This window comes from Achromobacter sp. DH1f, from assembly GCF_000633435.1.
Taxonomy (GTDB): Bacteria; Pseudomonadota; Gammaproteobacteria; order Burkholderiales; family Burkholderiaceae_B; genus Achromobacter; species Achromobacter deleyi.
On sequence record NZ_AYMF01000024.1, the window covers coordinates 140,395 to 163,317 of the forward strand.

At 67.5% G+C, this 22,923-nt stretch carries 21 protein-coding genes; 11 read left to right on the forward strand and 10 right to left on the reverse strand.

Annotated elements, in window-relative coordinates:
- The first annotated feature begins 37 nt into the window (after positions 1 to 37).
- From U858_RS0119925 to U858_RS0119940, 4 genes are all read left to right on the forward strand, one after another.
- The gene (locus U858_RS0119925; protein WP_025138923.1) at positions 38 to 1,792 is read left to right on the forward strand and encodes a PAS domain S-box protein; all 1,755 of its coding nucleotides are present in this window, start codon (positions 38 to 40) and stop codon (positions 1,790 to 1,792) included.
- Positions 1,789 to 2,415 carry a response regulator transcription factor gene (locus tag U858_RS0119930; protein WP_006219003.1) on the forward strand — a complete coding sequence of 209 codons (627 nt, stop codon included), beginning with the start codon at positions 1,789 to 1,791 and terminating at the stop codon, positions 2,413 to 2,415. Before U858_RS0119925 ends, U858_RS0119930 begins: the two co-directional genes overlap by 4 nt.
- Entirely contained in the window at positions 2,412 to 3,263 is an 852-nt protein-coding gene (gene folD / locus U858_RS0119935; RefSeq protein ID WP_025138924.1) for a bifunctional methylenetetrahydrofolate dehydrogenase/methenyltetrahydrofolate cyclohydrolase FolD, read from the forward strand. Before U858_RS0119930 ends, folD begins: the two co-directional genes overlap by 4 nt.
- Before the next feature lie 232 nt (positions 3,264 to 3,495).
- Positions 3,496 to 5,562 carry a M3 family metallopeptidase gene (locus tag U858_RS0119940; protein ID WP_025138925.1) on the forward strand — a complete coding sequence of 689 codons (2,067 nt, stop codon included), beginning with the start codon at positions 3,496 to 3,498 and terminating at the stop codon, positions 5,560 to 5,562.
- Positions 5,563 to 5,577: 15 nt separating this feature from the next.
- Here U858_RS0119940 and U858_RS33790 read toward each other — a convergent pair whose 3' ends face one another.
- On the reverse strand, positions 5,578 to 6,321 hold the full coding sequence (locus U858_RS33790; RefSeq protein WP_025138926.1) for a bifunctional 2-polyprenyl-6-hydroxyphenol methylase/3-demethylubiquinol 3-O-methyltransferase UbiG: 744 nt from the start codon (positions 6,319 to 6,321) through the stop codon (positions 5,578 to 5,580).
- Between the two features lie 215 nt (positions 6,322 to 6,536).
- On the opposite strand from U858_RS33790, the gene U858_RS0119950 reads away from it, so the two are divergent.
- Together U858_RS0119950 and U858_RS0119955 are read left to right on the forward strand one after the other, a co-directional pair.
- Positions 6,537 to 7,151 (forward strand): SCO family protein, encoded by a 615-nt coding sequence (locus U858_RS0119950; protein WP_025138927.1) that lies wholly within the window; start codon positions 6,537 to 6,539, stop codon positions 7,149 to 7,151.
- Positions 7,152 to 7,296: 145 nt separating this feature from the next.
- Positions 7,297 to 7,548, forward strand: coding sequence for a GlsB/YeaQ/YmgE family stress response membrane protein (locus U858_RS0119955; protein ID WP_025138928.1), 252 nt, complete (start codon positions 7,297 to 7,299; stop codon positions 7,546 to 7,548).
- Between the two features lie 106 nt (positions 7,549 to 7,654).
- Here the strand turns inward: U858_RS0119955 and adeC are convergent, their stop codons facing one another.
- Genes adeC through U858_RS0119970 form a run of 3 tightly spaced genes read right to left on the reverse strand, consistent with a single transcriptional unit; the run spans position 7,655 to position 13,499 of the window.
- Complete coding sequence (gene adeC / locus U858_RS0119960; RefSeq protein WP_025138929.1) at positions 7,655 to 9,112, reverse strand: AdeC/AdeK/OprM family multidrug efflux complex outer membrane factor; 1,458 nt, start codon at positions 9,110 to 9,112, stop codon at positions 7,655 to 7,657.
- Positions 9,109 to 12,291, reverse strand: a complete 3,183-nt coding sequence (locus U858_RS0119965) for an efflux RND transporter permease subunit (RefSeq protein WP_025138930.1) — start codon at positions 12,289 to 12,291, stop codon at positions 9,109 to 9,111. Before U858_RS0119965 ends, adeC begins: the two co-directional genes overlap by 4 nt.
- A gap of 14 nt (positions 12,292 to 12,305) precedes the next feature.
- A complete protein-coding gene (locus U858_RS0119970) occupies positions 12,306 to 13,499 on the reverse strand; it encodes an efflux RND transporter periplasmic adaptor subunit (protein WP_025138931.1) in 1,194 nt (397 codons plus the stop codon).
- A gap of 336 nt (positions 13,500 to 13,835) precedes the next feature.
- On the opposite strand from U858_RS0119970, the gene U858_RS0119975 reads away from it, so the two are divergent.
- The gene (locus U858_RS0119975) at positions 13,836 to 14,741 is read left to right on the forward strand and encodes a LysR family transcriptional regulator (RefSeq protein WP_025138932.1); all 906 of its coding nucleotides are present in this window, start codon (positions 13,836 to 13,838) and stop codon (positions 14,739 to 14,741) included.
- 83 nt (positions 14,742 to 14,824) lie between these two features.
- Here the strand turns inward: U858_RS0119975 and U858_RS0119980 are convergent, their stop codons facing one another.
- Complete coding sequence (locus U858_RS0119980; RefSeq protein WP_025138933.1) at positions 14,825 to 15,556, reverse strand: pseudouridine synthase; 732 nt, start codon at positions 15,554 to 15,556, stop codon at positions 14,825 to 14,827.
- 126 nt (positions 15,557 to 15,682) lie between these two features.
- On the opposite strand from U858_RS0119980, the gene U858_RS0119985 reads away from it, so the two are divergent.
- Positions 15,683 to 16,303 carry a chorismate lyase gene (locus tag U858_RS0119985; RefSeq protein ID WP_025138934.1) on the forward strand — a complete coding sequence of 207 codons (621 nt, stop codon included), beginning with the start codon at positions 15,683 to 15,685 and terminating at the stop codon, positions 16,301 to 16,303.
- A gap of 31 nt (positions 16,304 to 16,334) precedes the next feature.
- Here the strand turns inward: U858_RS0119985 and U858_RS0119990 are convergent, their stop codons facing one another.
- From U858_RS0119990 to U858_RS0120005, 4 genes are all read right to left on the reverse strand, one after another.
- On the reverse strand, positions 16,335 to 17,753 hold the full coding sequence (locus U858_RS0119990) for a DHA2 family efflux MFS transporter permease subunit (protein ID WP_025138935.1): 1,419 nt from the start codon (positions 17,751 to 17,753) through the stop codon (positions 16,335 to 16,337).
- A gap of 24 nt (positions 17,754 to 17,777) precedes the next feature.
- Positions 17,778 to 18,476: an SDR family oxidoreductase gene (locus U858_RS0119995; RefSeq protein WP_025138936.1), complete on the reverse strand. Its 699-nt coding sequence runs from the start codon at positions 18,474 to 18,476 to the stop codon at positions 17,778 to 17,780.
- 120 nt (positions 18,477 to 18,596) lie between these two features.
- Positions 18,597 to 19,196 carry a TetR/AcrR family transcriptional regulator gene (locus U858_RS0120000; RefSeq protein ID WP_025138937.1) on the reverse strand — a complete coding sequence of 200 codons (600 nt, stop codon included), beginning with the start codon at positions 19,194 to 19,196 and terminating at the stop codon, positions 18,597 to 18,599.
- Positions 19,197 to 19,339: 143 nt separating this feature from the next.
- Positions 19,340 to 19,891: a TetR/AcrR family transcriptional regulator gene (locus tag U858_RS0120005; RefSeq protein ID WP_025138938.1), complete on the reverse strand. Its 552-nt coding sequence runs from the start codon at positions 19,889 to 19,891 to the stop codon at positions 19,340 to 19,342.
- A 126-nt stretch (positions 19,892 to 20,017) separates the two neighbouring features.
- On the opposite strand from U858_RS0120005, the gene U858_RS0120010 reads away from it, so the two are divergent.
- Both U858_RS0120010 and U858_RS0120015 read left to right on the forward strand, forming a co-directional pair.
- Positions 20,018 to 20,869 carry an oxidoreductase gene (locus U858_RS0120010; protein WP_025138939.1) on the forward strand — a complete coding sequence of 284 codons (852 nt, stop codon included), beginning with the start codon at positions 20,018 to 20,020 and terminating at the stop codon, positions 20,867 to 20,869.
- A 10-nt stretch (positions 20,870 to 20,879) separates the two neighbouring features.
- Complete coding sequence (locus tag U858_RS0120015; RefSeq protein ID WP_025138940.1) at positions 20,880 to 21,551, forward strand: epimerase; 672 nt, start codon at positions 20,880 to 20,882, stop codon at positions 21,549 to 21,551.
- 15 nt (positions 21,552 to 21,566) lie between these two features.
- Here the strand turns inward: U858_RS0120015 and U858_RS0120020 are convergent, their stop codons facing one another.
- Positions 21,567 to 22,103, reverse strand: a complete 537-nt coding sequence (locus U858_RS0120020; RefSeq protein ID WP_025138941.1) for a YaeQ family protein — start codon at positions 22,101 to 22,103, stop codon at positions 21,567 to 21,569.
- A gap of 151 nt (positions 22,104 to 22,254) precedes the next feature.
- Between U858_RS0120020 and U858_RS0120025 the strand changes: the two genes are divergently transcribed.
- Positions 22,255 to 22,905, forward strand: coding sequence for a LysE family translocator (locus U858_RS0120025; RefSeq protein ID WP_025138942.1), 651 nt, complete (start codon positions 22,255 to 22,257; stop codon positions 22,903 to 22,905).
- Positions 22,906 to 22,923: the final 18 nt, after the last annotated feature.

Sequence of the window (22,923 nt, forward strand, 5' to 3'; positions counted from 1 at the left end):
GCAATGAAAAATGCCCGCCCTATCCGGCCCGAATTCCATGTCCAGCGCGCCCAAGTCCAATATACCCACGCCGTTCCACGACCACGCCCGCACGCGCCGCCGCGGGGTGTACTGGGTCACGCCCGCGATGGTGCTGATCCTCTATATCTGTGTGATGGGGGTGTTCTTCTGGTTGCAGCGCATCCATGACGACAGCGTCATGTTCGTGACCATCGACCAGGAAATGCGGCAGCAGCGCCTGATCTGGGTGGTGCTGGCGCTGTCCTGCGTGATCGTCATCAGCCTCCTGATGCTGTGGCGCTATACCCGCTTCCGGTCGGCGGCCGAGGCCGCGCTCATCGCCGAAACGGGTTTTCGCCGCGCCATGGAAAACTCCATGTCCACCGGCATGCGGGTGCTCGACATGGAAGGCCGCATCGCCTACGTCAACCCGGCGTTCTGCCGCATGATCGGCTGGAACGAGGCCGACCTGATCGGCCGCAGCCCGCCCTTCCCGTATTGGGTCCCCGGCCGCCACGAGCAGCACCAGCACACGCTGGACGTGCTGATGTCCGGCAAGACGCCCAGCAGCGGCCTGGAAGTCGAAGCCCAGCGGCGCGACGGCTCGCGCTTCACGGCGCGCATGTACGTGTCGCCCCTGCTGGACCCCAACGGCAACCAGATCGGCTGGATGACCTCCATGACCGACATCACCGAGCCCAAGCGCATCCGCGAGGCCCTGACGGCCGCCCACGAACGCTTCATGACCGTGCTGGAAGGCCTGGACGACGCCATCTCGGTCACGGCCGATACCCATGACGGGCTTGAGCTGCTGTTCGCCAACCGCACCTACCGCCGCGTGTTCGGCGCCCAGACGGGCGGCCACGACGAACTGCTGGCCGGCCGCCGCGGCCGCTTCACCGACGAGTCCGTCGAAGTGTTCGCGCCATCGGTGCAGCGCTGGTTCGAAGTGCACCACCGCATGCTGGCCTGGACCGACGGGCGCCGCGTGCGCATGCAGGTGGCGCGCGACATCACCGAACGCCGCGGCCACGAAGAAGCCTCGCGCGTGCAGCAGGAAAAGATCCAGCTGACCAGCCGCCTGACCACCATGGGCGAAATGGCGTCGTCGCTGGCGCACGAGCTGAACCAGCCCCTGACCGCCATCGCCAACTACAGCATGGGCGCCGTGGCCCTGGTCAAGGCCGGCCACACCAGCCCCAACATGCTGTTGCCCGCCCTGGAAAAGGCCGCCTCGCAGGCCGAGCGCGCCGGCAAGATCATCAGCCGCATCCGCGAATTCGTGAAGCGCAGCGAGCCGCGCCGCCAGCGCGTGGCCATCGGCCGCATTGTCGACAACGCCATCGGTTTTGCCGAAATCGACGCCCGCAAGCGCCGCATCCGCATCGACAGCTTCGTGCCGTCCAACGCGCCCGACGTCCTGGCCGACCCCATCCTGATCGAACAGGTGTTGCTGAATTTGCTCAAGAATGGCCTGGAAGCCATGGAAAAGAGCGAGTCCGACGAGCTCAAGGTGGCGGTCATCCTGCACGAACAGCACATCGAAGTGGCGGTGGTCGACCGCGGCCACGGCCTGGCCGAGCCGGAACGCCTGTTCGAACCCTTCTTCAGCACCAAGACCCAGGGCCTGGGCATGGGACTGAATATCTGCCGTACCATTATCGAATCGCACCACGGCCGCCTTTGGGCGGACCCCAATCCCGCCGGCGGTACTATTTTCCGCTTTACCCTGCCCTGCGCTGCGTCTCAGACGCAGGCTCAGAATGATCAGTCCGAGGAGTTGCACGCATGAACACGCCCCACCTGTCGAGCACGGTATTCATTGTTGATGACGACGAAGCGGTCCGCGATTCGCTGCGCTGGCTGCTGGAAGCCAACGGCTATCGCGTCCGCGCCTACGCCAGCGGCGAATCCTTCCTGGAAGACTACGACGCCAGCCAGATCGGGGTGCTGATCGCCGACGTGCGCATGCCCGGCATGAGCGGCCTGGAACTGCAAGAGCAGCTCATCGCCCGCAACGCCCCGCTGCCCATCGTCTTCATCACCGGCCACGGCGACGTGCCCATGGCCGTGTCGACCATGAAGAAAGGCGCCGTCGACTTCCTGGAAAAGCCGTTCAACGAATCCGACCTGCGCGAAATCGTGGCGCGCATGCTTGAGCAGGCCACGCAACGCGTGAGCAAGCACCAGGCCCAGAAGGACCACGAAGCCATGCTGGCGCGCCTGACCGCGCGCGAGCAGCAGGTGCTGGAGCGCATCGTCGCCGGCCGCTTGAACAAGCAGATCGCCGACGACCTGGGCATCAGCATCAAGACCGTCGAGGCGCACCGCGCCAACATCATGGAAAAACTTGAAGTGACCACCGTTGCTGATTTGATGAAAGTGGCCTTGGCCAAACCCGAGGCTCACGCATGACCGCTAGGATTATCGATGGCGTGGCATTGTCGCTGCGCATTCGCGAAGAAGTCGCCCAACGCGTCGCCGCCCTGGCCGCCAAGGGCACGCGCCCCGGGCTGGCCGTGGTGCTGGTCGGCGAAGACCCGGCGTCGCAAGTGTATGTCCGCAACAAGGTCGCGGCCTGCGAAAAGGCCGGACTGCACTCCGTGAAAGAGCAGTACCCCGCCGACATGACCGAGGCCGACCTGCTGGCCCGCATCGACACGCTGAACCGCGATCCGTCCATCCACGGCATCCTGGTGCAGCTGCCGCTGCCCAAGCACATGGATTCCCACAAGGTCATCGAAGCCATCGCGGCCGACAAGGACGTGGACGGCTTTCACATCAGCAACGCCGGCCTGCTCATGACGGGCCAGCCGCTGTTCCGCCCCTGCACGCCCTACGGCGTGATGAAGATGCTGGAATCCGAAGGCGTGGCCCTGCGCGGCGCCGAAGCCGTCATCGTGGGCGCCAGCAACATCGTCGGCAAGCCCATGGCCATGCTGCTGCTGGCCGCCGGCGCCACCATCACGATCTGCAACTCCAAGACGCGCGACCTGGCGGCCCAGACCCGCCGCGCCGACGTCCTGGTGGTCGCCACCGGCAAGCCCGGCATGATCGACGGCTCGATGATCAAGCCCGGCGCCGTCGTCATCGACGTCGGCATCAACCGCGGCGCCGACGGCAAGCTGTGCGGCGACGTGGACTTTGCATCCGCCAGCCAGGTGGCCGGCGCCATCACGCCCGTGCCGGGCGGCGTAGGCCCCATGACCATCGCCATGCTGCTGGTCAACACCGTCGAAGCGGCGGAACGGGCCGCTGCCTGAAGCCGGCCGCCTGCCCTGCTGCGGCGCCCCTGTGGGTTTGCCCCGCGCCCTTTCGAGGGACGGGGGGCAAACCCATAATCGTTTCTGGGCGCGGCCAGGGTCACCCGCCGCGGCCCGCGCGCCTGCGGCAAGCGACGCCCTTGCTTTTCGGCGCGCCGCCCCAACCTGATCCTTATGTTTGCCGGTGCGCTCGCGTGCTGCCCGCCCCCCCTCTTACGCAATTGGTAACGCCATGACCCAGAATCCCCTGCTCGCCCCCGTCTCCGAACTGGTCGATTACCAGGCGGTCAAGCCCGCCCACGTGGTGCCGGCCATCGAAGAACTGCTGGGCATCGCCCGCCAGGCCGTGGACCGCGCCGCCGACCCGGCGCTGGCGCCCACCTGGGAAGCCGTGGTCGAGCCGCTGGACACGGCGTCCGAACGCCTGTGGCGCGCCTGGTCGGTGGCCGGCCACCTGAACGCCGTGGTCAACACGCCCGAACTGCGCGAGGCCTACAACGCCGCCCTGCCGCTGGTGACCGAGTTTTCCACCTGGGTCGGTCTGCACGAAGGCCTGTACCAGCAGTACCAGCGGCTGGCCGCCGCGCCCGATTTCGCATCGTGGACGCCGGTGCGCCGACGCATCGTGGAAATGGCCCTGCGCGACTTCCGCCTGAGCGGCGTCGAATTGCGCGGCGCCGACCGCGAGCGCTATGCCGCGATTTCCGACCGCGAAGCCCAGGCCTCGCAGAAATTCTCTGAAAACGTGCTGGACGCCATCGACGCCTGGTCGCTGGTGGTCGAGGACGAATCCCGCCTGAAGGGCATTCCGGCCGACGTGCTGGCCGCCGCCCGCGCCGCCGCCGACGAAGACGGCCAGACCGGCTGGAAGCTGACGCTGAAGATGCCCTGCTACCTGCCGGTGATGCAGTACGCGCAGGACCGCACGCTGCGCGAAGCGCTGTACCGCGGCTACGGCACGGTGGCCTCTGAACAGGGCGATGCCCAGTTCGACAATTCCCCGCTGATCGAAGAACTGCTGTCGCTGCGCGCCGAAGAATCGAACCTCTTGGGCCTGGGCACGTTTGCCGCGCTGCGCCTGCAGACCCGCATGGCGCGCGACGCCGCCGAAGTCACCGGTTTCCTGCGCGACCTGGCCGCGCGCGCCAAGCCCTACGCCGAACGCGACCTGGCCGAACTGAAGGCCTACGCCGCCGCCGAACTCGGCCTGGCCGACCTGCAACCCTGGGACGTGGGCTATGCGTCCGAACGCCTGCGCGAATCGCGCTACGCGTATTCGGAAGACGAGGTCAAGCAGTACTTCACCGAACCGCGCGTGCTGGCCGGCCTGTTCGAGGTCATCGAAACGCTGTTCGACGTGCGCCTGGCCGAAACCCCGGTGTCGTCCTGGCATGCGGACGTGCGCGGCGTGCGCGTCGAAAGCCCCAAGGGCGACCTGATCGGCTATCTGTACCTGGACCTGTACGCCCGCTCGGGCAAGCAAAGCGGCGCCTGGGTCGACAGCGAGCGCACCCGCCGCGTCGTGGCCGGCCGCGTGCAGACGCCCATCGCCTACCTGACCTGCAATTTCTCTCGCCCCAACGGCGACCGCGCCGCCGTGCTGACGCACGATGACGTCATCACCCTGTTCCACGAAACCGGCCACGCCCTGCACGCGCTCCTGTCCGAAGTGGACGAGCCCGGCGCCGCCGCCTTCGCCAGCGTCGAATGGGACGCCATCGAACTGCCCTCGCAGTTCATGGAAAATTTCTGCTGGGAATGGGCCGTGGTGCAAAAGCTGTCGGCCCACGTCGATACCGGCGAACCACTGCCGCGCGCGCTCTACGACCGCCTGGTCGCTGCCCGCAACTACCAGAGCGGCATGCAGACCGTGCGCCAGATCGAATTCGCGCTGTTCGACATGTTGATGCACGACCGCACCAAGGGTGCGTCCATCGACGAAGTGCTGGCCCTGCTGCAGCAGGTACGCAGCGAGGTCGCGGTGCTGTTCCCGCCGGCCTGGCACCGCCTGCCGCACGCGTTCTCGCACCTGTTCGCAGGCGGCTACGGCGCGGGCTACTACAGCTACAAGTGGGCCGAGGTGCTGTCCGCCGACGCTTACGAGGCCTTTGAAGAAGCGGCCGCTGGCCAAGCTGGCAACGCCCTGGGCACGCTGGACCCGGCTACGGGCGCGCGTTTCCGGCGCGAAGTGCTGGCGGTGGGCGGTTCGCGCCCGGCCGCCGAATCGTTCGCCGCGTTCCGCGGCCGTGCGCCACGCATCGACGCCTTGCTGCGTCACAGCGGCATGCAGCCGGCCTGAGGTCGGCGCGCAGCGTTACTGCCCGCCGGGCCGGCGCGCTGACACCACCAGCCAGCGCCCGTGCAGCGATGAATCCGACCCAGCCTGCCGCCAGAAATGGCGGCTGGGTTCGTCCTGGGCGCGTTTGAGGCGGACTTGGCAATCGCGCCGTGCCGGCCACGCCAGCAGCCGGTCCAGCCAGGGGCCCTGGCCGGCTTCGACCACATTGTGCAGGGTGATATCAGCAAAGCCCTGGTCCGCCAGCAGCCGATGCAATTGCGCGAAGCCCCAGGGCAACGGCATCGCACTCGCGGTGCTGCCGGGCGGGTTCGATTGCGCCGAGGGACCGGCCTGGAACCCGCGCTTGAGCGCCCGAAGCCGGGCACGCACATCGGCCGCATTCGGCGCGGTCACCACCAGCGTGCCGCCGGGGCGCAACGCTTGGCGCAACGCCTGGACCAGCAGGCCGGGATCGGTCGCCTGATGGATGGCTTCGCTGCAGACGACCGCGTCGTAGGGTGCCGGCACGGGCAGCGGCGATTCCAGGTCGTGTACCGTCAGCCGGCGATAGCCATTGGCCGATTCGGGCAAGGCGGCCGGGCCGATGCCGTCCACCTCGACGTCACGCCCCGTGGCTGGGCGCGCCATGTCGCCCAGCCAGCCGCGATTGCACGGGGCGTCCAGCACGCTGTCGGCGCGCCGGCTGCGCAGGATGTCCAGCACTACCGGGTAATACGGAAAATAGGGATAGCCCAGCGCATGGGTGGCCGCAGTATTCATGGATGACGCCTCGCCGGTTCGGTTACTGACACGGCCCTGAATGTATGCCCTGCCGCGCCCCGCAGGGGCCGTTTTGGCAGAAGGCCAACAATATTCAGACAAAGCTTCACAAGTGCCCTTTGCGCCAGGACAAGTCCGCGTCTGCCGCCCCGCCGGCCGCCCCCACCCAAGCAGGTAGAATCGACGGGTTTATCCCCCAACCGGCGATGGAACTCATGCGACACCTGAACACCGGCCGCGCCTGGCGCGGCCTGCTGCTGGCCCTGTGCGTACTGCTTGCCGCGTGCGGCGACCGCAACGTCGACTGGAAGCTGTACAACGTTCGCGGCCATCTGCCCGACCTGAAGTTCTCGTTGCCGGGCGCCGGCGGCAAGACGGTCAGCAGCGACGACCTGAAGGGCAAGACAGTACTGCTGTTCTTCGGTTACGCCAGTTGCCCGGACATCTGCCCCACCACCATGGCGCAGCTGTCGGCCGTGTTGCAGAACCTGGGGGACAAGGCCCGCGACGTGCGCATCCTGTTCGTCAGCGTCGATCCGCACCGCGATACGCCCGACATCCTGCAGGCCTACGTCAACGCCTTCAACAACAACGCCATCGGCGTGACCGGCAACGAAAAGCAGGTGGCCGACCTGGCGCGGCGCTACCGCGTGGCCTACCAGATCGAAAAGCCCAGGCCGGGCGACGATGCCGACCAGTACGAAGTCACGCACAGCCGCGGCGTGTATATATTCGACAAGGAAGGCCGCGCGCGGCTGCTGGCCTCGGACACCGACAGCATCGAGACGCTGACCCACGACCTGCGCCAGCTGATCGACCTGACGTCCTGACGATTGCTTCACCCGCACGACACCGGCACGATGCGGCGCAGCATGTTGCGCCCTCGCCCCACATACCAGTTGTTACAGCCCCTGCGCGGCGCGCGTGAGTAATATCAGGACGCATTGCCCCTTTACCCTCGCAAGGAGTACGCGCATGAGCATCATCATCATGATCATCGTCGGGTTCATCGTGGGCCTGATCGCCCGCGCGATCATGCCCGGAGACCAGAACATGGGGATCATCATGACCACCATCCTGGGCATCATCGGCGCCGTCGTGGCCGGTTTCCTGGGCCAGAACCTGGGCTGGTATGCCCCCGGCGAACCGGCAGGCTGGATCGGTTCCGTCGTCGGCGCGATCATCGTCTTGTTCGTGGTCGGCCTGGTCACCAAGAAACGCGGCTGACGCTCCGTCGCGCACGCCAGAAACAAAGCGGGCCGATCTTTCGATCGGCCCGCTTTTTTTTGCGCCGCCCCGTGCTGCGAGGCGGTGCACCATGCCGGATGCAGCGTCAGCCAGGCTGCGCCGCGGTGACGGTGCGCTCGGTCCAGCCGCCGCCCAGCACCTTGTACAAGGTCACCAGGTTCGACAGGCGCGTCAGGCGCGTGTTCACCAGCGTCTGCTGGGCGTTGTACAGCGAACGCTGCGAGTCCAGCACCGTCAGGTAGTCGTCGATACCCTGGCGAAAACGCTGGTCGGACAGGTCGTAGGCGCGCTGGTTGGCGGACACCAGCAGCTGTTGCGCCTGGATCTGCTCGTCCAGCGTGCCGCGCCCGGCCAGGGCGTCGGCGACCTCGCGAAAGCCCGTCTGGATGGACTTTTCGTACTGCGCGACCTGGATGTTCTTCTGCACCTTGGCCAAGTCCAGATTCGCCAGCAGCGAGCCGCCCGCGAAGATCGGCACGGTGATCTGGGGCACGAAGCTCCAGGCCCCGGAACCGCCGTCGAACAGGCCGCCCAGGCTGGCGCTGGCCGTGCCGGCGTTGCCGGTCAGGCTGATGGTCGGGAAGAACGCGGCGCGCGCCGCGCCGATGTTGGCGTTGGCGCCCTTCAACTGGTGCTCGGCCGCGCGGATGTCCGGGCGGCGCGCCAGCAGTTCGGACGGCAGCCCGGCCGGCAAGGCGGTAGGCAGCATGCCGTCGTCCAGCTTGACGGCGTTGTCCAGCGCCGCCGTCAAGTCCGGCGACAGCGGCTGGCCCACCAGCAGTACCAGCGCGTTGCGGTCCTGCGCGGCCTGGCGCGTGTATTGCGACAGGTTGCTCTGCGCGGTGCGCAGCGACACTTCGGCCTGGCTCAGGTCCAGCGCCGTCGACAGGCCCTGGTCGAAGCTTTGCTTGGTGAGCTTGTACGAATCGTCCTGGCTCTTGAAGGTGTCGCGGGTCAGGTTCAGCAGTTCCTGGTCGGCGCGCAGCGTCAAGTAGGCGTTGGCCACTTCGGCGATCAGCGTCAACTGGGTCGCCGTACGGGTTTCGTCCAGCGCCAGGTAGGATTCCAGCGCCTTGTCGCTCAGGCTGCGGATGCGGCCGAACAGGTCCAGTTCCCACGACGACAACGCGGCGCCGACCTGGTAATTGTGGCTGGTGGACGCCTGGCCGCTGGCCGACAGGTCGGCCGGCGTGCGCTGCGCGGTCTCCTTGCCGGCGATGCCCACGCTGGGCAACAGGTCGGCGCGCTGGATGCGGTATTGCGCCCGGGCAGCCTCGACGTTCAGGGCCGCCACGCGCAGGTCGCGGTTGTTGGCCAGCGACTGCTCGATCAGTTGCTGCAGCAGCGGATCGGTGAAGAAGTCGCGCCAGCCAATGTCGGCGGTGGCTACGCCGGTACCCGCCGCGTCCGCCTTGTAGGACGGACCGGTGGGGTACGACGAGGACACCGGCGCATCGGGCCGCTCGTAGGTCGGGGCCAGCGAGCAGCCCGCCAGGGCCGCCGCCAGGGAAACAGACAGCAAGGTTCTCATCTGAAGCTTCATTGCGGTTTTCCTTCGACGGACACGTCCTGCGCATCGTTGGCGCTGGGATCGTGCTTGTCGCGCCGCGCGCTCATGCGTTCCACCTTGAACAGGCGCAGCATGATCACGAAGAACGCGGGGACGAAGAAGATGGCCAGGAAGGTCGCGGTCAGCATGCCGCCGATCACGCCGGTACCGATGGCGTTCTGGCTGCCCGAACCGGCGCCCGACGAGATCGCGAGCGGCACCACGCCCAGGATGAACGCCAGCGACGTCATCAGGATGGGGCGCAGACGCTGGCGAGCCGCGTGGATGGCCGATTCGGTCAGGCTGGCGCCGGCCTCGTAGTGCTCTTTGGCGAACTCCACGATCAGGATGGCGTTTTTGGCCGCCAGCCCGATTGTCGTCAACAGGCCCACCTGGAAGTACACGTCGTTGGACAGGCCGCGCAGCAGCGTGGCCGCCAGCGCGCCGATGATCCCCAGCGGCACCACCAGCATGACCGCCGTCGGGATGCTCCAGCTTTCATACAGTGCCGCCAGGCACAGGAACACCACGATCAGCGAAATCGCGTACAGCGCGGGAGCCTGGGCGCCCGACAGCCGTTCTTCGTACGACATGCCGGTCCATTCGAAACCGACGCCCACCGGCAGCTTGCTGGCGATGCGTTCCATTTCGTTCATGGCCGCGCCCGAGCTGTAGCCCGGCGCCGCCTGGCCCTGGATGTTGAAGGACGGCACGCCGTTGTAGCGGTTCAGCTTTTGCGGGCCGAAGCTCCAGGTGGCCTTGGCGAACGCCGAGAAAGGCACCATGTCGCCGTTGTTGTTGCGCACGTACCATTTATCCAGGTCGTCGGGCAGCATGCGCGAGGACGCTTCGCCCTGCGCAAACACCTTCTTGACCCGGCCGCGATCGATGAAGTCGTTGACGTACGACGAGCCCCACGCGGTCGACAGCGTGCTGTTGATGTCCGACACGGACACGCCTAGCGCACGCGCTTTTTCACGGTCGATGTCCAGCTGGTACTGCGGCGCGTCTTCGATGCCGTTGGGGCGCACGCCCTGCAGGATCTTGCTTTGCGCCGCTTCGCCCAGCAACTGGTTGCGTGCGGCCAGCAGCTTGTCATGGCCCACGCCGGCTCGGTCCATCAGCTGGAAGTCGAAACCGTCGACGTTGCCCAGTTCCATCACCGAGGGCGGCGGCACCACGAACAGCTGGGCGTCGCGCTGGGTCTTCCTGAAGTGGGCGTTGGCGCGCGCCGCCACGGCGGCCGCCTTCAACTTGGCGTCTCCGCGCTCTTCCCAGTCGCGCAGCTTGATGAACAGGATCGAGGCGTTCTGGCCGCGGCCGCCGAAGTTGAAGCCGTTGACGGCGAACACGGAGGTGACGGCGTCTTTTTCCTCGGTCAGGAGGTAGTTGGTGGCTTCGTCGATGACGGCCTTGGTGCGTTCAGCGGTGGCGCCGGCGGGGGTCTGGATCTGGGCGAACAGAATGCCCTGGTCTTCGCCCGGCAGGAACGCGGTCGGGATGCGGGTGAACATCCAGCCCATCGCGATGACGATGGCCAGGTACACCACCATCAGGCGCTTGGTGCGGCCCAGGCCGCGCGCCACGGTGTTGGCGTAGCCGTTGCTGCTGCGCTCGAACGTGCGGTTGAACCAGCCGAAGAAGCCGCGCTTGGTGCCGTGGTGCCCCTTGGGAATGGGCTTGAGCAGCGTGGCGCACAAGGCCGGCGTGAAGACGATGGCCACGATCACCGACAGCACCATCGAGGACACGATGGTGATGGAGAACTGGCGGTAGATCACGCCGGTGGAGCCGCCAAAGAACGCCATCGGGATGAACACGGCGGCCAGCACCATGGCGATGCCGACCAGCGCACCGGTGATCTGGCTCATGGATTTACGCGTGGCCTGCTTGGGCGTCAAGCCCTCTTCGGCCATCACCCGTTCCACGTTTTCCACCACCACGATGGCGTCGTCCACCAACAGGCCGATGGCCAGCACCATGCCGAACATCGTCAAGGTATTGATGGAATAGCCGAACGCGGCCAACACGCCGAACGTACCCAGCAGCACCACCGGCACCGCCAGCGTCGGAATCAACGTGGCGCGGAAGTTCTGCAGGAACAGGTACATCACCAGGAAGACCAGGATGATGGCTTCGATCAGCGTCTTGAACACTTCCTCGATGGACAGGCTGACGAACGGCGTCGTGTCGTACGGATAGACGACGTCCATGCCCGGCGGGAAGTAAGGCTTCAGGTTGTTGATGGTGTCGCGCACCGCCTGGGCCGTATCCAGCGCGTTGGCGCCCGGGGCCAGCTTGATCGCCAGGCCCGAAGCGGGCTTGCCGTTGAAGTAGCTGTCGATGGCGTAGGTCTGGCCGCCCAGTTCGATGCGGGCGACGTTGGCCAGGCGCACCTGGGAACCATCGGGATTGACCTTGAGCAGGATGCGGCCGAAGTCTTCCGGCTTTTCCAGGCGCGAGGGGCCGATGATGGTGGCGTTCAGTTGCTGGCCGCGCACGGCGGGCAGGCCGCCGAGCTGGCCGGACGACACCTGGACGTTCTGCTCTTTGATGGCGTTGACCACGTCGACCGTGGTCAGGCCGTAGTTCACCAGCTTGGCCGGATCGAGCCAGATGCGCATGGCGTACTGCGAGCCGAACAGCTGGAAGTCACCCACGCCCTCGGTACGGCTGATGGGATCCTGGACGTACGAGGCGACGTAGTCGGCCAGGTCGTCCTTGGTCATCGTGCCGTCGGTGGACACGAAGCCCGCCACGATCAGGAAGTTCTTGGTGGCCTTGGTGACGCGAATGCCCTGCTGCTGCACTTCCTGCGGCAAGAGCGGTTGCGCCAGCGACAGCTTGTTCTGCACCTGCACCTGGGCGGTGTCGGGGTTGGTGCCCTGGCGGAACGTCAGCGTGATGGACATGCTGCCGTCGGAGTTGCTTTCCGAGGAAATGTACTCCAGGCCGTCAAGGCCGTTCATCTGCTGCTCGATCACCTGCACCACGGTGTCCTGCACGGTCTGCGCGGACGCGCCCGGGTAGGTCACCGCGATGCCGATGGCCGGCGGCGCGATATTCGGATATTGCGAAACCGGCAGTTTCAGGATGGACAACGCGCCGGCCATCATCAGCACGATCGCGATCACCCATGCGAAAACCGGTCTTTCGATAAAAAACTTTGCCATGCAAGGCTCCCTGACTACTGCTTGGCGGCCGCGGCGCCCGCTTGCGGCTGCTGCGGCGACTTGGCGCCGGCTTCGGTGGCGACCACCTCAACGCCCGGACGCACCATCTGCACGCCTTCCACGATGACCTTTTCGCCGGCCTTCAGGCCGTCGGTAACCAGCCACTGGTCGCCGATGGCGCGATCGGTCTTGAGTTCACGCAGTTCGACTTTGTTCTCGGCGTTCACCACCAGGGCCGTCGGCAGGCCGCGCTGGTTGCGCGTCACGCCGCGTTGCGGCACCAGCAGGCCATCGGCCGCCACGCCGTCGACCAGGCGGGCACGCACGAACATGCCCGGCAGCAGCCGGCGATCGGGGTTGGGGAACACGGCGCGCAGCGTGACCGAGCCCGTGCCCTGGTCCACCGTCACTTCCGAGAACTGCAGCTTGCCTTGCTGGGTATATTGCGAACCGTCTTCCAGCGTCAGCGTCACCAGCGCAGCCTGCTCGCCTTCAGCCTTTTTCAGCTGGCCGCTGGCCAGCGCATTCTGCAGGCGCAGCAGCTGGACGCTGGATTGGGTGAGGTCGACGTACATCGGGTCGATCTGCTGGACCGCGGCCAGGGCCGTGGCCTGGTTGGCCGTGACCAGCGCGCCTTCGGTGACGGCCGAGCGGCCGATGATGCCGTCGATGGGCGACAGCACCTTGGTATAGACCAGGTTGATGCGCGCGGTGTCCAGCGCGGCCTTGGCCGACAGCACGTCGGCAACGGCCTGGTCGCGCGAGGCGACGGCGTTGTCGTAGGTCTGTTGGCTGACGGCGCGGGTGGCGACCAGCGGCTTGTAGCGTTCGGCCAGCAGCGCGGCGGTCTTTTGCTGCGCCTGGGCGCGCGCCAGCGCGGCCTTCTGGCTGTCGAAGCTGGCCTGGTAGAGCGCGGGGTCGATCTGGTAGAGCTGCTCGTTCGCCTTGACCTCGCCGCCTTCGGTGAACAGGCGCTTTTGCACGATGCCGTTGACCTGCGGGCGGACTTCAGCCACGCGGAAAGGCGAGGTGCGGCCGGGCAGTTCGGTGGTCAGGGAAACCGGCTTGGTGGTCAGCGTCACCACCGTCACTTGCGGCTTGCCCGCCTGGGGCGCGTCCTGCTTCTTGCCGCAAGCGGCCAACGTCAGAGCCGATGCCGTCAGCGTGACCACCGCCGCGCTGCGCCACATAGCGCTTTTCTTGTTCATAGATTGCATTCCCGATTTCCAACTAAAAAGGTAGCCCTCGCGCCCGCCCGTCAGGGGCTGATCGCCCGCTGGAAGGCCCCGGTCGCCGCGGGAGTCGCGGCGGCATCGGCGGCACGTCCCGAGCCGCGCGGCGGTCGGGATCGCGAGGATTGACTGGGGTGGTGTTGCCTCAGGCATCAGGCGGGGCTTAGACGCAATGCTGCATTGCAGAAATTGCATTTTGCGTTATCCCGCTCCAGAAACAAAGGGGCATATGGAGAAAACATCATTCCAGATATGGGACAATCTTTCGTCCCAACGTGTGACAGAATCGCTTTCATGAAACGCTTACAAGGCATGGAACTCTTCGTCGAGGTCGCCAAGACGCGTAGTTTTAGCCGCGCCGCGGCCGCGTTGGGTGTCCCGAAATCCACGTTGTCTCGCCAGGTGGCCGAACTTGAACGTTCGGTCGGCCTGCGCCTGCTCAGCCGCACCACCCGCAAGGTCGAGCTGACAGACGCCGGCCGGCTGTACTTCGAACGCTGCCAGCGCATCGTGGCCGAGGCCCAGATCGCCCATGAAGAGCTGCAGAAGCTGGTCGACACGCCGTCGGGGCCGCTGCGGGTGAACATGCCGGCGGATTTCGGCACGGACTTCCTGGCTGAATCGTTCATGGAATTCTCGCGCCGCTATCCCGACGTCACTTTTTTCCTGGACCTTGCCAATCCCGACCACGCACAGCGCGTGTTCCAGACCTGCGATATTTCCATCGAAATCGGCGATCTGCCCGATTCGACGCAGATTGCGAGGCTGCTGGGCATGCTGCCGGCCCATCTGTACGCCTCGCGCGAATACCTGGAGAAACATGGCGAACCCACGCACCCCAGCGACTTGACCCGCCACGAGTGCATCGAGTTCCGCGCCGAAGGCGCCGGCCGGGTGACCCGCTGGCCACTGAACAGCGGTGACCAGCACATTCAGTTCACGCCGGGCAACCGGTTTTCCGTGAATGGCGTGGCGATGGCCCGGCGCCTGGCGATGCTGGGCGCGGGAATCACCGTGCTGGTCGGCGGGCAGACCGCCGAACAGAAATCGGGCCAGTTGCGGCGTGTGCTGCCCGATTGGCAGCTGGGCCCGTTTCCGGTGTATGCCGTCACGGAAACACGATTGCTGCCCGCCAAGACCCGGATTTTCATCGAATTCCTGATGGAACGCCTGGGCGGCGACGGGCAGGCGAAGGATACCGCGCCCTTCATGAAATGAAGGCGGTTTGGAAACAGACTGAAAAATTTGTGGCGCGGCGGCCAGGCCCCGCACCGCGCTGAGCGGCGCGCGGGCGCCGGCCCCTAGAAGCGTTCGTCGTCGCGCAGGTAACGCCATTGCCCCAGCGGCAGGTCGCCCAGCGACACGCGGCCGATGCGCACGCGCTTGAGTCCCACCACTTTCAGCCCGACCAGTTCGCACATGCGGCGAATCTGGCGCTTCTTGCCTTCGCGCAGCACGAAGCGCAGCTGGTCGTGGTTCTGCCAGCGCACCTGCGCGGGCTTGAGCGCCTTGCCATCCAGCGACAGGCCATGGTTGAGCAGCGCCAGGCCATGGTCGGACAGGTCGCCCTGCACCCGCACCAGGTATTCCTTGTCGACGCTGGAATCCTCGCCGATCAGGTGCTTGGCGATGCGGCCGTCCTGCGTCAGCACCAACAGGCCCTGCGAATCGATGTCCAGCCGCCCGGCCACGGCCAGGCCGTCCAGGTGGCCGCGTTCGAAGCGCTGCGGGCTGCGGCAGCCCTCGAAGCGCGAGCGCGCGTCGATCAGCGCGACGGCGGGCGTGTAGCCTTTTTCGGCCTGGCCCGACACGTAGCCCACCGGCTTGTTGATGAGGATGGTGACGCGCGAGGTCTGGCGCGCCTGCGCCGCGCGTTCCAGCGTGATGACCTGGTCGGGATAGGCCTTGGCGCCCAGTTCGGACACCACTTCGCCGTCGACCCGGACCCAGCCGCGTTCGATATAGCTGTCGGCCTCGCGGCGCGAACAGAGTCCACGCTCGGACATGAGCTTGGAGATACGTACTTTTTCCATGGGCGGTATTGTATGCGGAGCCCGGCGCGCGGCCGACGCCGCGCCGTACCCTGCGCCCCTGCGGCAATCGGACACAGGGCGCGGGCGCGAATCCGCCCGCGGCCCTTGGCATAATACGCAGCCATGATGAACCTAGCCGTAGCACATCACCCTCCCCTGGCAACGGGCTGGCTGGCCAGCGCCCCGCCCGTGCTGACCCTGGCCCAGCGCCATTGGCTGTTCCGTCCCGGCGCCCTGACCGCCGGCCTGCGCCAGGTCGGCCAGGTACGCCTGCGGGTGCTGGCCGAATACGCCGACGGCGCCCCCGCCGACGAAGCGCGCGCCATGCGCATCGCCCCCGGCTCGCCGGTGTGGGTGCGCGAAGTGCTGATGTCGGTCAATGGCGTGGACAGCGTGCCGGCGCGCAGCCTGACGCCGCTGCGCGCCTCGCACGGCGCCTGGCAAGGCATGCGCCGCCTGTTGACGCGGCCGCTTGCCGACATGCTGTATCACGACAGCACCGTCATCCGTTCGCCGTTCGCCTGCCGGCGCCTGGCCTCGCCCGTGCCGTTCCATGCCACCGCCGCCACGGCGCTGGCGCAAGGCGGACGGCCGCAGGATGCCGACCGCGTCTGGGCGCGCCGTTCGGTGTTCTGGCGCCAGGGCCAGCCGCTGCTGGTGGCCGAATGCTTCCTGCCGGGCTTCTGGGAACAGGTGGCGGGCCGCCAGGCGCCGCCCCTGGTGCCGCACCAGCGCACCCCGCGCTGATCGTTGCGCGCGGCGCGCCCTGCCCGCGCGCTCAGGCATGCGCGGGCCGCGGCCGGGTATCCACCGCCAGGCACAACAGCGCCGTCAGCAGCGCCAGGCCCACGTGGCCGATGTACAGCGGATCGAAATCCGCATGGCTCAGCGTGCCCTTGCCCAGCAGCAGCACCGTCAGCGCCACGCCCAGCACGGCGCCGATCTGCCGCGTCGCCTGGTTGACGGCGCTGCCCACCGCATAGTGCTGCGGCGGCAGGCGGTTGACCGCGGCGCCGGCCAGTGACGGCAGCACCATGCCCACGCCCAGGCCGCTCAGGATCAGCCCCGGCAGCCATTGCGTCAGATACGCAGGCTCGGCGCCCGGCACCAGCAGGAACCACAGGCCGCTGGCCGCGTACACCAGCGATCCGCCTACCAGGAAGGGCCGATGGCCCCGGCGCGCGGCCAGCTTGCCCGTGATGATGGCGGTGGGCATCACCAGCAGCGGCCCCGGCGTGACGGCCAGGCCGGCGCGCGGCAGGCTGTAGTGCCAGACCCCCGTCATGTAGAAGAAGAAGGCGAAGAACATCATCGCGAACGCGATGCCGAAGCTGAGCGTGGCCAGGTTCACGTAGCGATAGGTGCGATGCTTGAACAATGACAGATCCACCAGCGGATGCGGCGTGGTGCGGGCCCAGCCCACGAAGGCCGCCAGCGATACCAGCCCCACGGCCGCCACCATCCACAGCTCGCCGCGGGTCCAGGTGGGCGACTCGGACTGCACGATGGACAACGCCACCGCGCCCACGCCCACCATCAGCAGCGCCATGCCCACGCCGTCGACGCGGCGGCGCGCTTCGGGCCGCACCGATTCCACCAGCCGGCTGGCGCCGAACCACAGCGACAGCGCGCCCAGCGGCAGGTTGATGTAGAACGCCCAGGGCCAGCCGGCGGCGTCCACCACGAAGGCGCCCAGGCTGGGGCCGACCGCCGCCGCCAAGCCCGCGACGGCGCCCCACAGGCTGACCGCCACCGAACGCTGCGATGCCGGAAAGGCGGCCAGCACGATGGACAGCGACGCGGGCGTCAGCAACGCAGCGCCGACCGCCTGCGCCACGCGCGCGGCGATCAGCCAGCCCACATTGCCGGCCAGCCCGCAGGCCGCCGACGCCGCCAGGAACAGCAGCACACCGACCATGAACATGCGCTTGCGGCCATGCGTGTCGGCCAGGCCGCCCGATGGAATCAGCATCGCCGCGTAGACCACGGTGTAGCCGTTGAGCACCCACGACATGTCGGCGGCCGAGGCCTCGGGAAAGCCGGCGCGCATGGCGCTGAACGCGGCGTAGAGCATGGTCGCGTCCAGCGAGACCAGGAAGACGGCGACGCTGGCGATCCAGAAGATGGGCCAGGGCGACGCGGCCGCATGCGGCACGACGGCGGGCTGGGCCGCCGCGGAAGTTGCAGGGGAGGACATGATGGTCGGGCTCGAAAGGGGATATCAGGCTTGCAGGTAGGACGCCTGTTCGGCGGACAGGCCTTGCTTGACCTGGCGGGTCGCGTCGTCGGCCAGCACTTCTTCGGCGCCGGCTTCCAGCGCGTCGAACGCCGCCTTGACCACCGCGTCGGGACTGAGCTTGGGCGCGTCCAGGTCGCGGGTCAGGTCGGTATCGACAAAGCCCATGTGCAGCCCCAGCACCTGCGTGCCCTGCTCGCGCAGTTCGTGGCGCAGGCCGTTGGTCAGCGCCCAGGCGGCCGACTTGCTCATGCCGTACACGCCCAGGCGCGGGCGGTTGATCCAGCTGGCGATGGACAGCACGTTGAGCAGCGCGCCGCCGCCGTTGGCGGCCAGCGCCGGAGCGAAAGCCTGCGCCACGCGCAGCGAACCGATCAGATTGGTTTCCAGGTGGCGGCGGGTCGATTCGATGGCGTCTTCGGCCAGGAAACCGCCGATGGCCGCAATGCCCGCGTTGTTGATGACCAGCGTCACGTCGCCGGCCCGCGCGGCCGCGGCAGCCACGTCGTCGTCGCGGGTGACGTCCAGCTTGATCGGCGTTACGCCGGGCAGCGTGACGCTGGCCGGGTCGCGGGCCCCGGCATAGACCTTGCGGGCGCCGCGCGCCAGGGCCTCGCGGGCAAAGGCCAGGCCGATGCCGCGGTTGGCGCCGGTGATCAGTACGGTTGCGTTCTTCAGTTGCATGATGGGTTCCTTCAGGTTCGCAGCAGTGGCCCCGATAGCAAGGCCGGTTATATAAATATGACGATCATCATATTTAGGGAGTGAAAAAAGGCCGCGGACGGCGGCCGGCCACGGCGGGCATCAATGGGAAGCTTGCCCGCCTTCGGTGTCGTATTGATCCAGGATGGACTGGCGCGCCGCGGCCAGCATGGCCCTGCCCTCGGCGTTGTCGCCCAGCGCACGCGCCAGTTGCATGGCGCCCACCAGGTTCGCGGTGATGGCCATGGCCGCGTGCTCGCCCGCATCGGCTGGCAGCGCCTGCTGCACCGCCCTGACCAGCCCCTGCACCCGGGCGGCGGAGGCTGCGCGCACCTCGACCGATTGGCGCGGCATTTCCGAGGCCAGCGCCGATATCGGGCAACCGGTTTCGCAACTGACCAGCATTCTGTCGGACAGGTAGCTCTCGACCATGGCGCGCAGCGGGCTGGCGCCTTCGGCCTGGCGCCGGGCCATGCCTTGCGCCATGCGGGCGGCGCCGTCGCGGCCGGCGCGTTCCATCGCGGCGGCCAGCATGGCATCGCGCGACGGGAAATGGGCGTAGAAGCCGCCGTGGGTCAGGCCGGCTTCCTTCATGACGTCGGCCACGCCCACGCCGGCATACCCTTCACGCCGGATCGCGCGCGCGGCCGCTTCCACGATGCGCTCGTGGGATAGCTCTTTGCGGGAGGCGGGGCCGGCCATGATCGGGATTCCTAAAATATGATGGTCGCAATATAAATCCGCCCAAAGAACTTTGCACGTTCTTTTTTGTTGCGGCGCAGTATTCATTCTGGAATGGGCGTCGGCCCAGGGGACGACAGGTTGCCGCCCCACCGTCGCCTGCGTCAGGGCTCGATCAGGCGAGCCACCGCGTCGGCGATGGCCTGGCGCGAATCGGCCGGGGGCACCATGCCGCTGTGGGCCTCGGGGCTGTCAGGCGCGCCCATCCGGGTGAGCGTCAGCACCAGCAGCAGCAGGATCTCGGGGCTGAAGCGCTTGCTGACACGGCCGGCCTCTTGCGCCTGGCGCACGGCATCGATCTTGTGCCCCATGGAGGCCATGGCGGCCGGCGGCAGCGGCTTGCCTTCCAGCTGGTACCAGCCGGCCAGCCGCAAGGTTTCGGGATGCGCCTGGTAGCGGTCGAACAGGCGCACCGCGTAGCCCGGCAGGTCAAAGGCGTCGATGGGCACGCTTTCCAGGATGTCTTCGACCATGGCGTCCAGCACGGCGTCGCACAGGCCGTCCTTGCTGCCGTAATAGGCGTAGATGGCCTGCTTGTTGCAGCGGGCGGCCTCGGCGATGCGGTCGACCCGGGCACCGGCAATGCCATACGCGGCGAATTCGGCGGCGGCCGCTTCGAGCAGGCGCTTGCGGGTGTCTTCTGAATTTCTGGCCATGGCGAATTATAACCAACCGGTTGGTTGACAACATCGCGATGCCGGCCGTACATTGATAAAACCAACCAGTTGGTTGGATACCTGAAACCCCTACCCAACCCTGCTGCGCCGATTGGATTCGCCCTCATGACCACCCCTCTCACCCAACGCGTCGCCCTGGTGACAGGCGCCTCTTCCGGCATCGGCGAAGCCATTGCCCTGCGATTCGCCTCGATGGGCATCACCACTTACGCCGCCGCGCGCCGCGTCGACCGCATGGCGGCGCTGCGCCAGCACGGCATCCACGTGCTGCCACTGGACTTGACCGACGCCGCGTCCATCGACGACTGCGTGGCGCAGATCACTGCCCGCCATGGCGGCGTGGACATCCTGGTCAACAACGCCGGCTACGGCGCCTACGGCTCGGTCGAGGAAATGCCCATGGACGAAGCGCGCCGCCAGGTCGAAGTGAACCTGTTCGGCCTGGCCGCGATCACCCGCCGCGTCATCCCGCACATGCGCGAGCAGCGCTGGGGCAAGATCCTGAACATCACGTCCATCGGCGGCGTGCAGGCCGCGCCCTACGGCGGCTGGTACCACGCCACCAAATTCGCGGTCGAAGGGCTGTCGTCGTCGCTGCGCCAGGAACTGGCGCCGTTCGACGTGGACGTGGTGCTGATCCGCCCGGGCGCGATCCGCTCGGAGTGGGCCGACATCGCGGCCGGCCACATGCAGGAGGTGTCCGGCGCCGGCCCCTACGGCGCGGCGGTCGGCGCGCTGCATGCCCTGTTCACCAGCGAACGCCTGCAGAAGATGGCGGGCGACCCGGCCGTGATTGCCGACGTGGCCCAGCGCGCCATTTCGGCGGCGCGGCCGAAATCGGCCTATACCGCGCCGCGCGCCGCGCGTGTCATGCTGTGGGTGGGCAAGCTGCTGGGCAGCGACCGCCTGCGTGACTGGTCCACCCGGGCCTTCATGGGCCTGCCGGCCAAAATGTAAGGAGCACGCCATGAAAGTGATGCTGTTCGGCGCCAGCGGCATGGTGGGGCAAGGCGCGCTGCGCGCGGCCCTGCAGGCCGACGACGTGACCGAGGTGCTGGCCGTGGGCCGGGGGCCGTCGGGGTTGCAGCACGCAAAGCTGCGCGACCTGGTGCTGCCGGACCTGTTCGGCTTTGCCACCGCCCAGCCGCTGCCCACGGGCTACGACGCCTGCTTTTTCTGCCTGGGCGTGTCGTCAGGCGGCATGGCCGAAGCCGACTACCAGCGATTGACCTACGACCTGACGCTTGCCATCGCCACCGCGCTGGCGCCCGCCAATCCGGGCATGACCTTCATTTATGTATCGGGCGCCGGCACCGACAGCAGCGAGCAGGGGCGCACGATGTGGGCGCGGGTGAAGGGCCGTACCGAAAACGCGCTGTTGCGGCTGCCGTTCAAGGCGGTGTACCTGATGCGGCCGGGCATGATCCAGCCGCTGGACGGCATCCAGTCCAAGACGCCCGCCTACCGCTGGATGTACCGGGTGATCGGCCCGCTGCTCACGCCGCTGCGCCGGCTGTTGCCGCGCCATATCCTGACCACGCGCAGCGTGGGCCAGGCCATGCTGGCGGCGGCGCGCCACGGGGCGCCGTCGGCGGTGCTGGAAACGGCGGATATCCAGGCGCTGGCCGCACGCGGCTAGCGCCTGCGAGGCACCTCAGCGCCAGGCTTCGGGTTCGACGCTGACTTCGCCCTTGTCGGCCGAGAAATACACCACGCCGTCGGAAATATTGGCGTTCAGCTGCATGGTGCGCTCGGCCAGCTTGGCCAGTGCGCGGGTCTGGTCCGACGGCAGGTTGACCACCTTGAGGTTGCGCGTGCGTTCGAGCTTGTTGCGCACGCCATCCCACCAGATCTTGCTGGCCGAGCCGCCGTAGCAATACACGATGACTTCATCGGCGCGGCCACAGGCGCGCAGGATGCGGCGTTCTTCGGGCTGGCCCACTTCGATCCACAGTTTGACTGCGCCGGTCAGGTCCTTGACCCACAGGTCCGGTTCGTCGGTGTCGCTCAGGCCCTTGGTGAAGGCCAGGTCTTCTTGCGCGTGCAGCGCGTACGCGACCAGACGCACCATCATGCGCTCATCGGTTTCGGACGGGTGGCGGGCGACGGTCAGCGAGTGGCTGCCGTAGTAGTGCCGATCGGTGTCGGCGACGTTGAGCTCGGCCTTGTAGATGGTGGCGCGCAGGGCCATGGCGAAAAATCCGTTCAGAAAGCAAATTGTCGAAGGCCGCCATGATACCGCCTGCACGCCCGGCGCTACACTGACGCCCTCGGCCAGGCCGTCGCTGGCCGGCTTTCCCCCCGGCCTGCTTGCAGCCGGTTTCCCTTCAAGGCAGACCCTCATGACCGCCACCGCCGCCCTGCTCGCCTTCACCCTGGCCGCCGCCATCCTGACCATCACGCCGGGGCTGGACACCGCCCTGGTGCTGCGCACCGCCGCGGTCGAAGGCGGACGCCGCGCCTTCATGGCGGGCCTGGGCATCTGCGCGGGCTGCCTGGTGTGGGGCGCCATCGCGGCGCTGGGGCTGGGTTCGCTGCTGGCGGTATCGACGCTGGCCTACGATGTGCTGCGCCTGTGCGCGGCCGTGTACCTGTTCTACCTGGGCGCCAAGCTGCTGTGGCGCACCCTGCCCGGCCGCCGCGTGGCAACGGGCGCCAGCGATGCCCCGGCAGCGGTCGCGCCCACCAGCGCCAGCGCGGCCGGCTGGTTCGCACGCGGTTGCCTGACCAACGCGCTCAATCCCAAGGTGGGCGTGTTCTACATCACCTTCCTGCCGCAGTTCATTCCCGCGGGCGTAGACGTGCTGCGTTTCAGCCTGCTGCTGGCCGGCATCCACGCCCTGCTGGGCGTGCTGTGGTTTGCACTGCTGGTGGCGGCGACCCGGCCGCTGGCGCGCTGGTTGTCGCGCCCCGCCGTGATGCGCGGGCTGGATCGCATGACCGGCGCGGTGTTCATCGCCTTCGGCATCCGGCTGGCGCTGGAAAAGCGCTGACCTCCGCGCGGCGCCCGG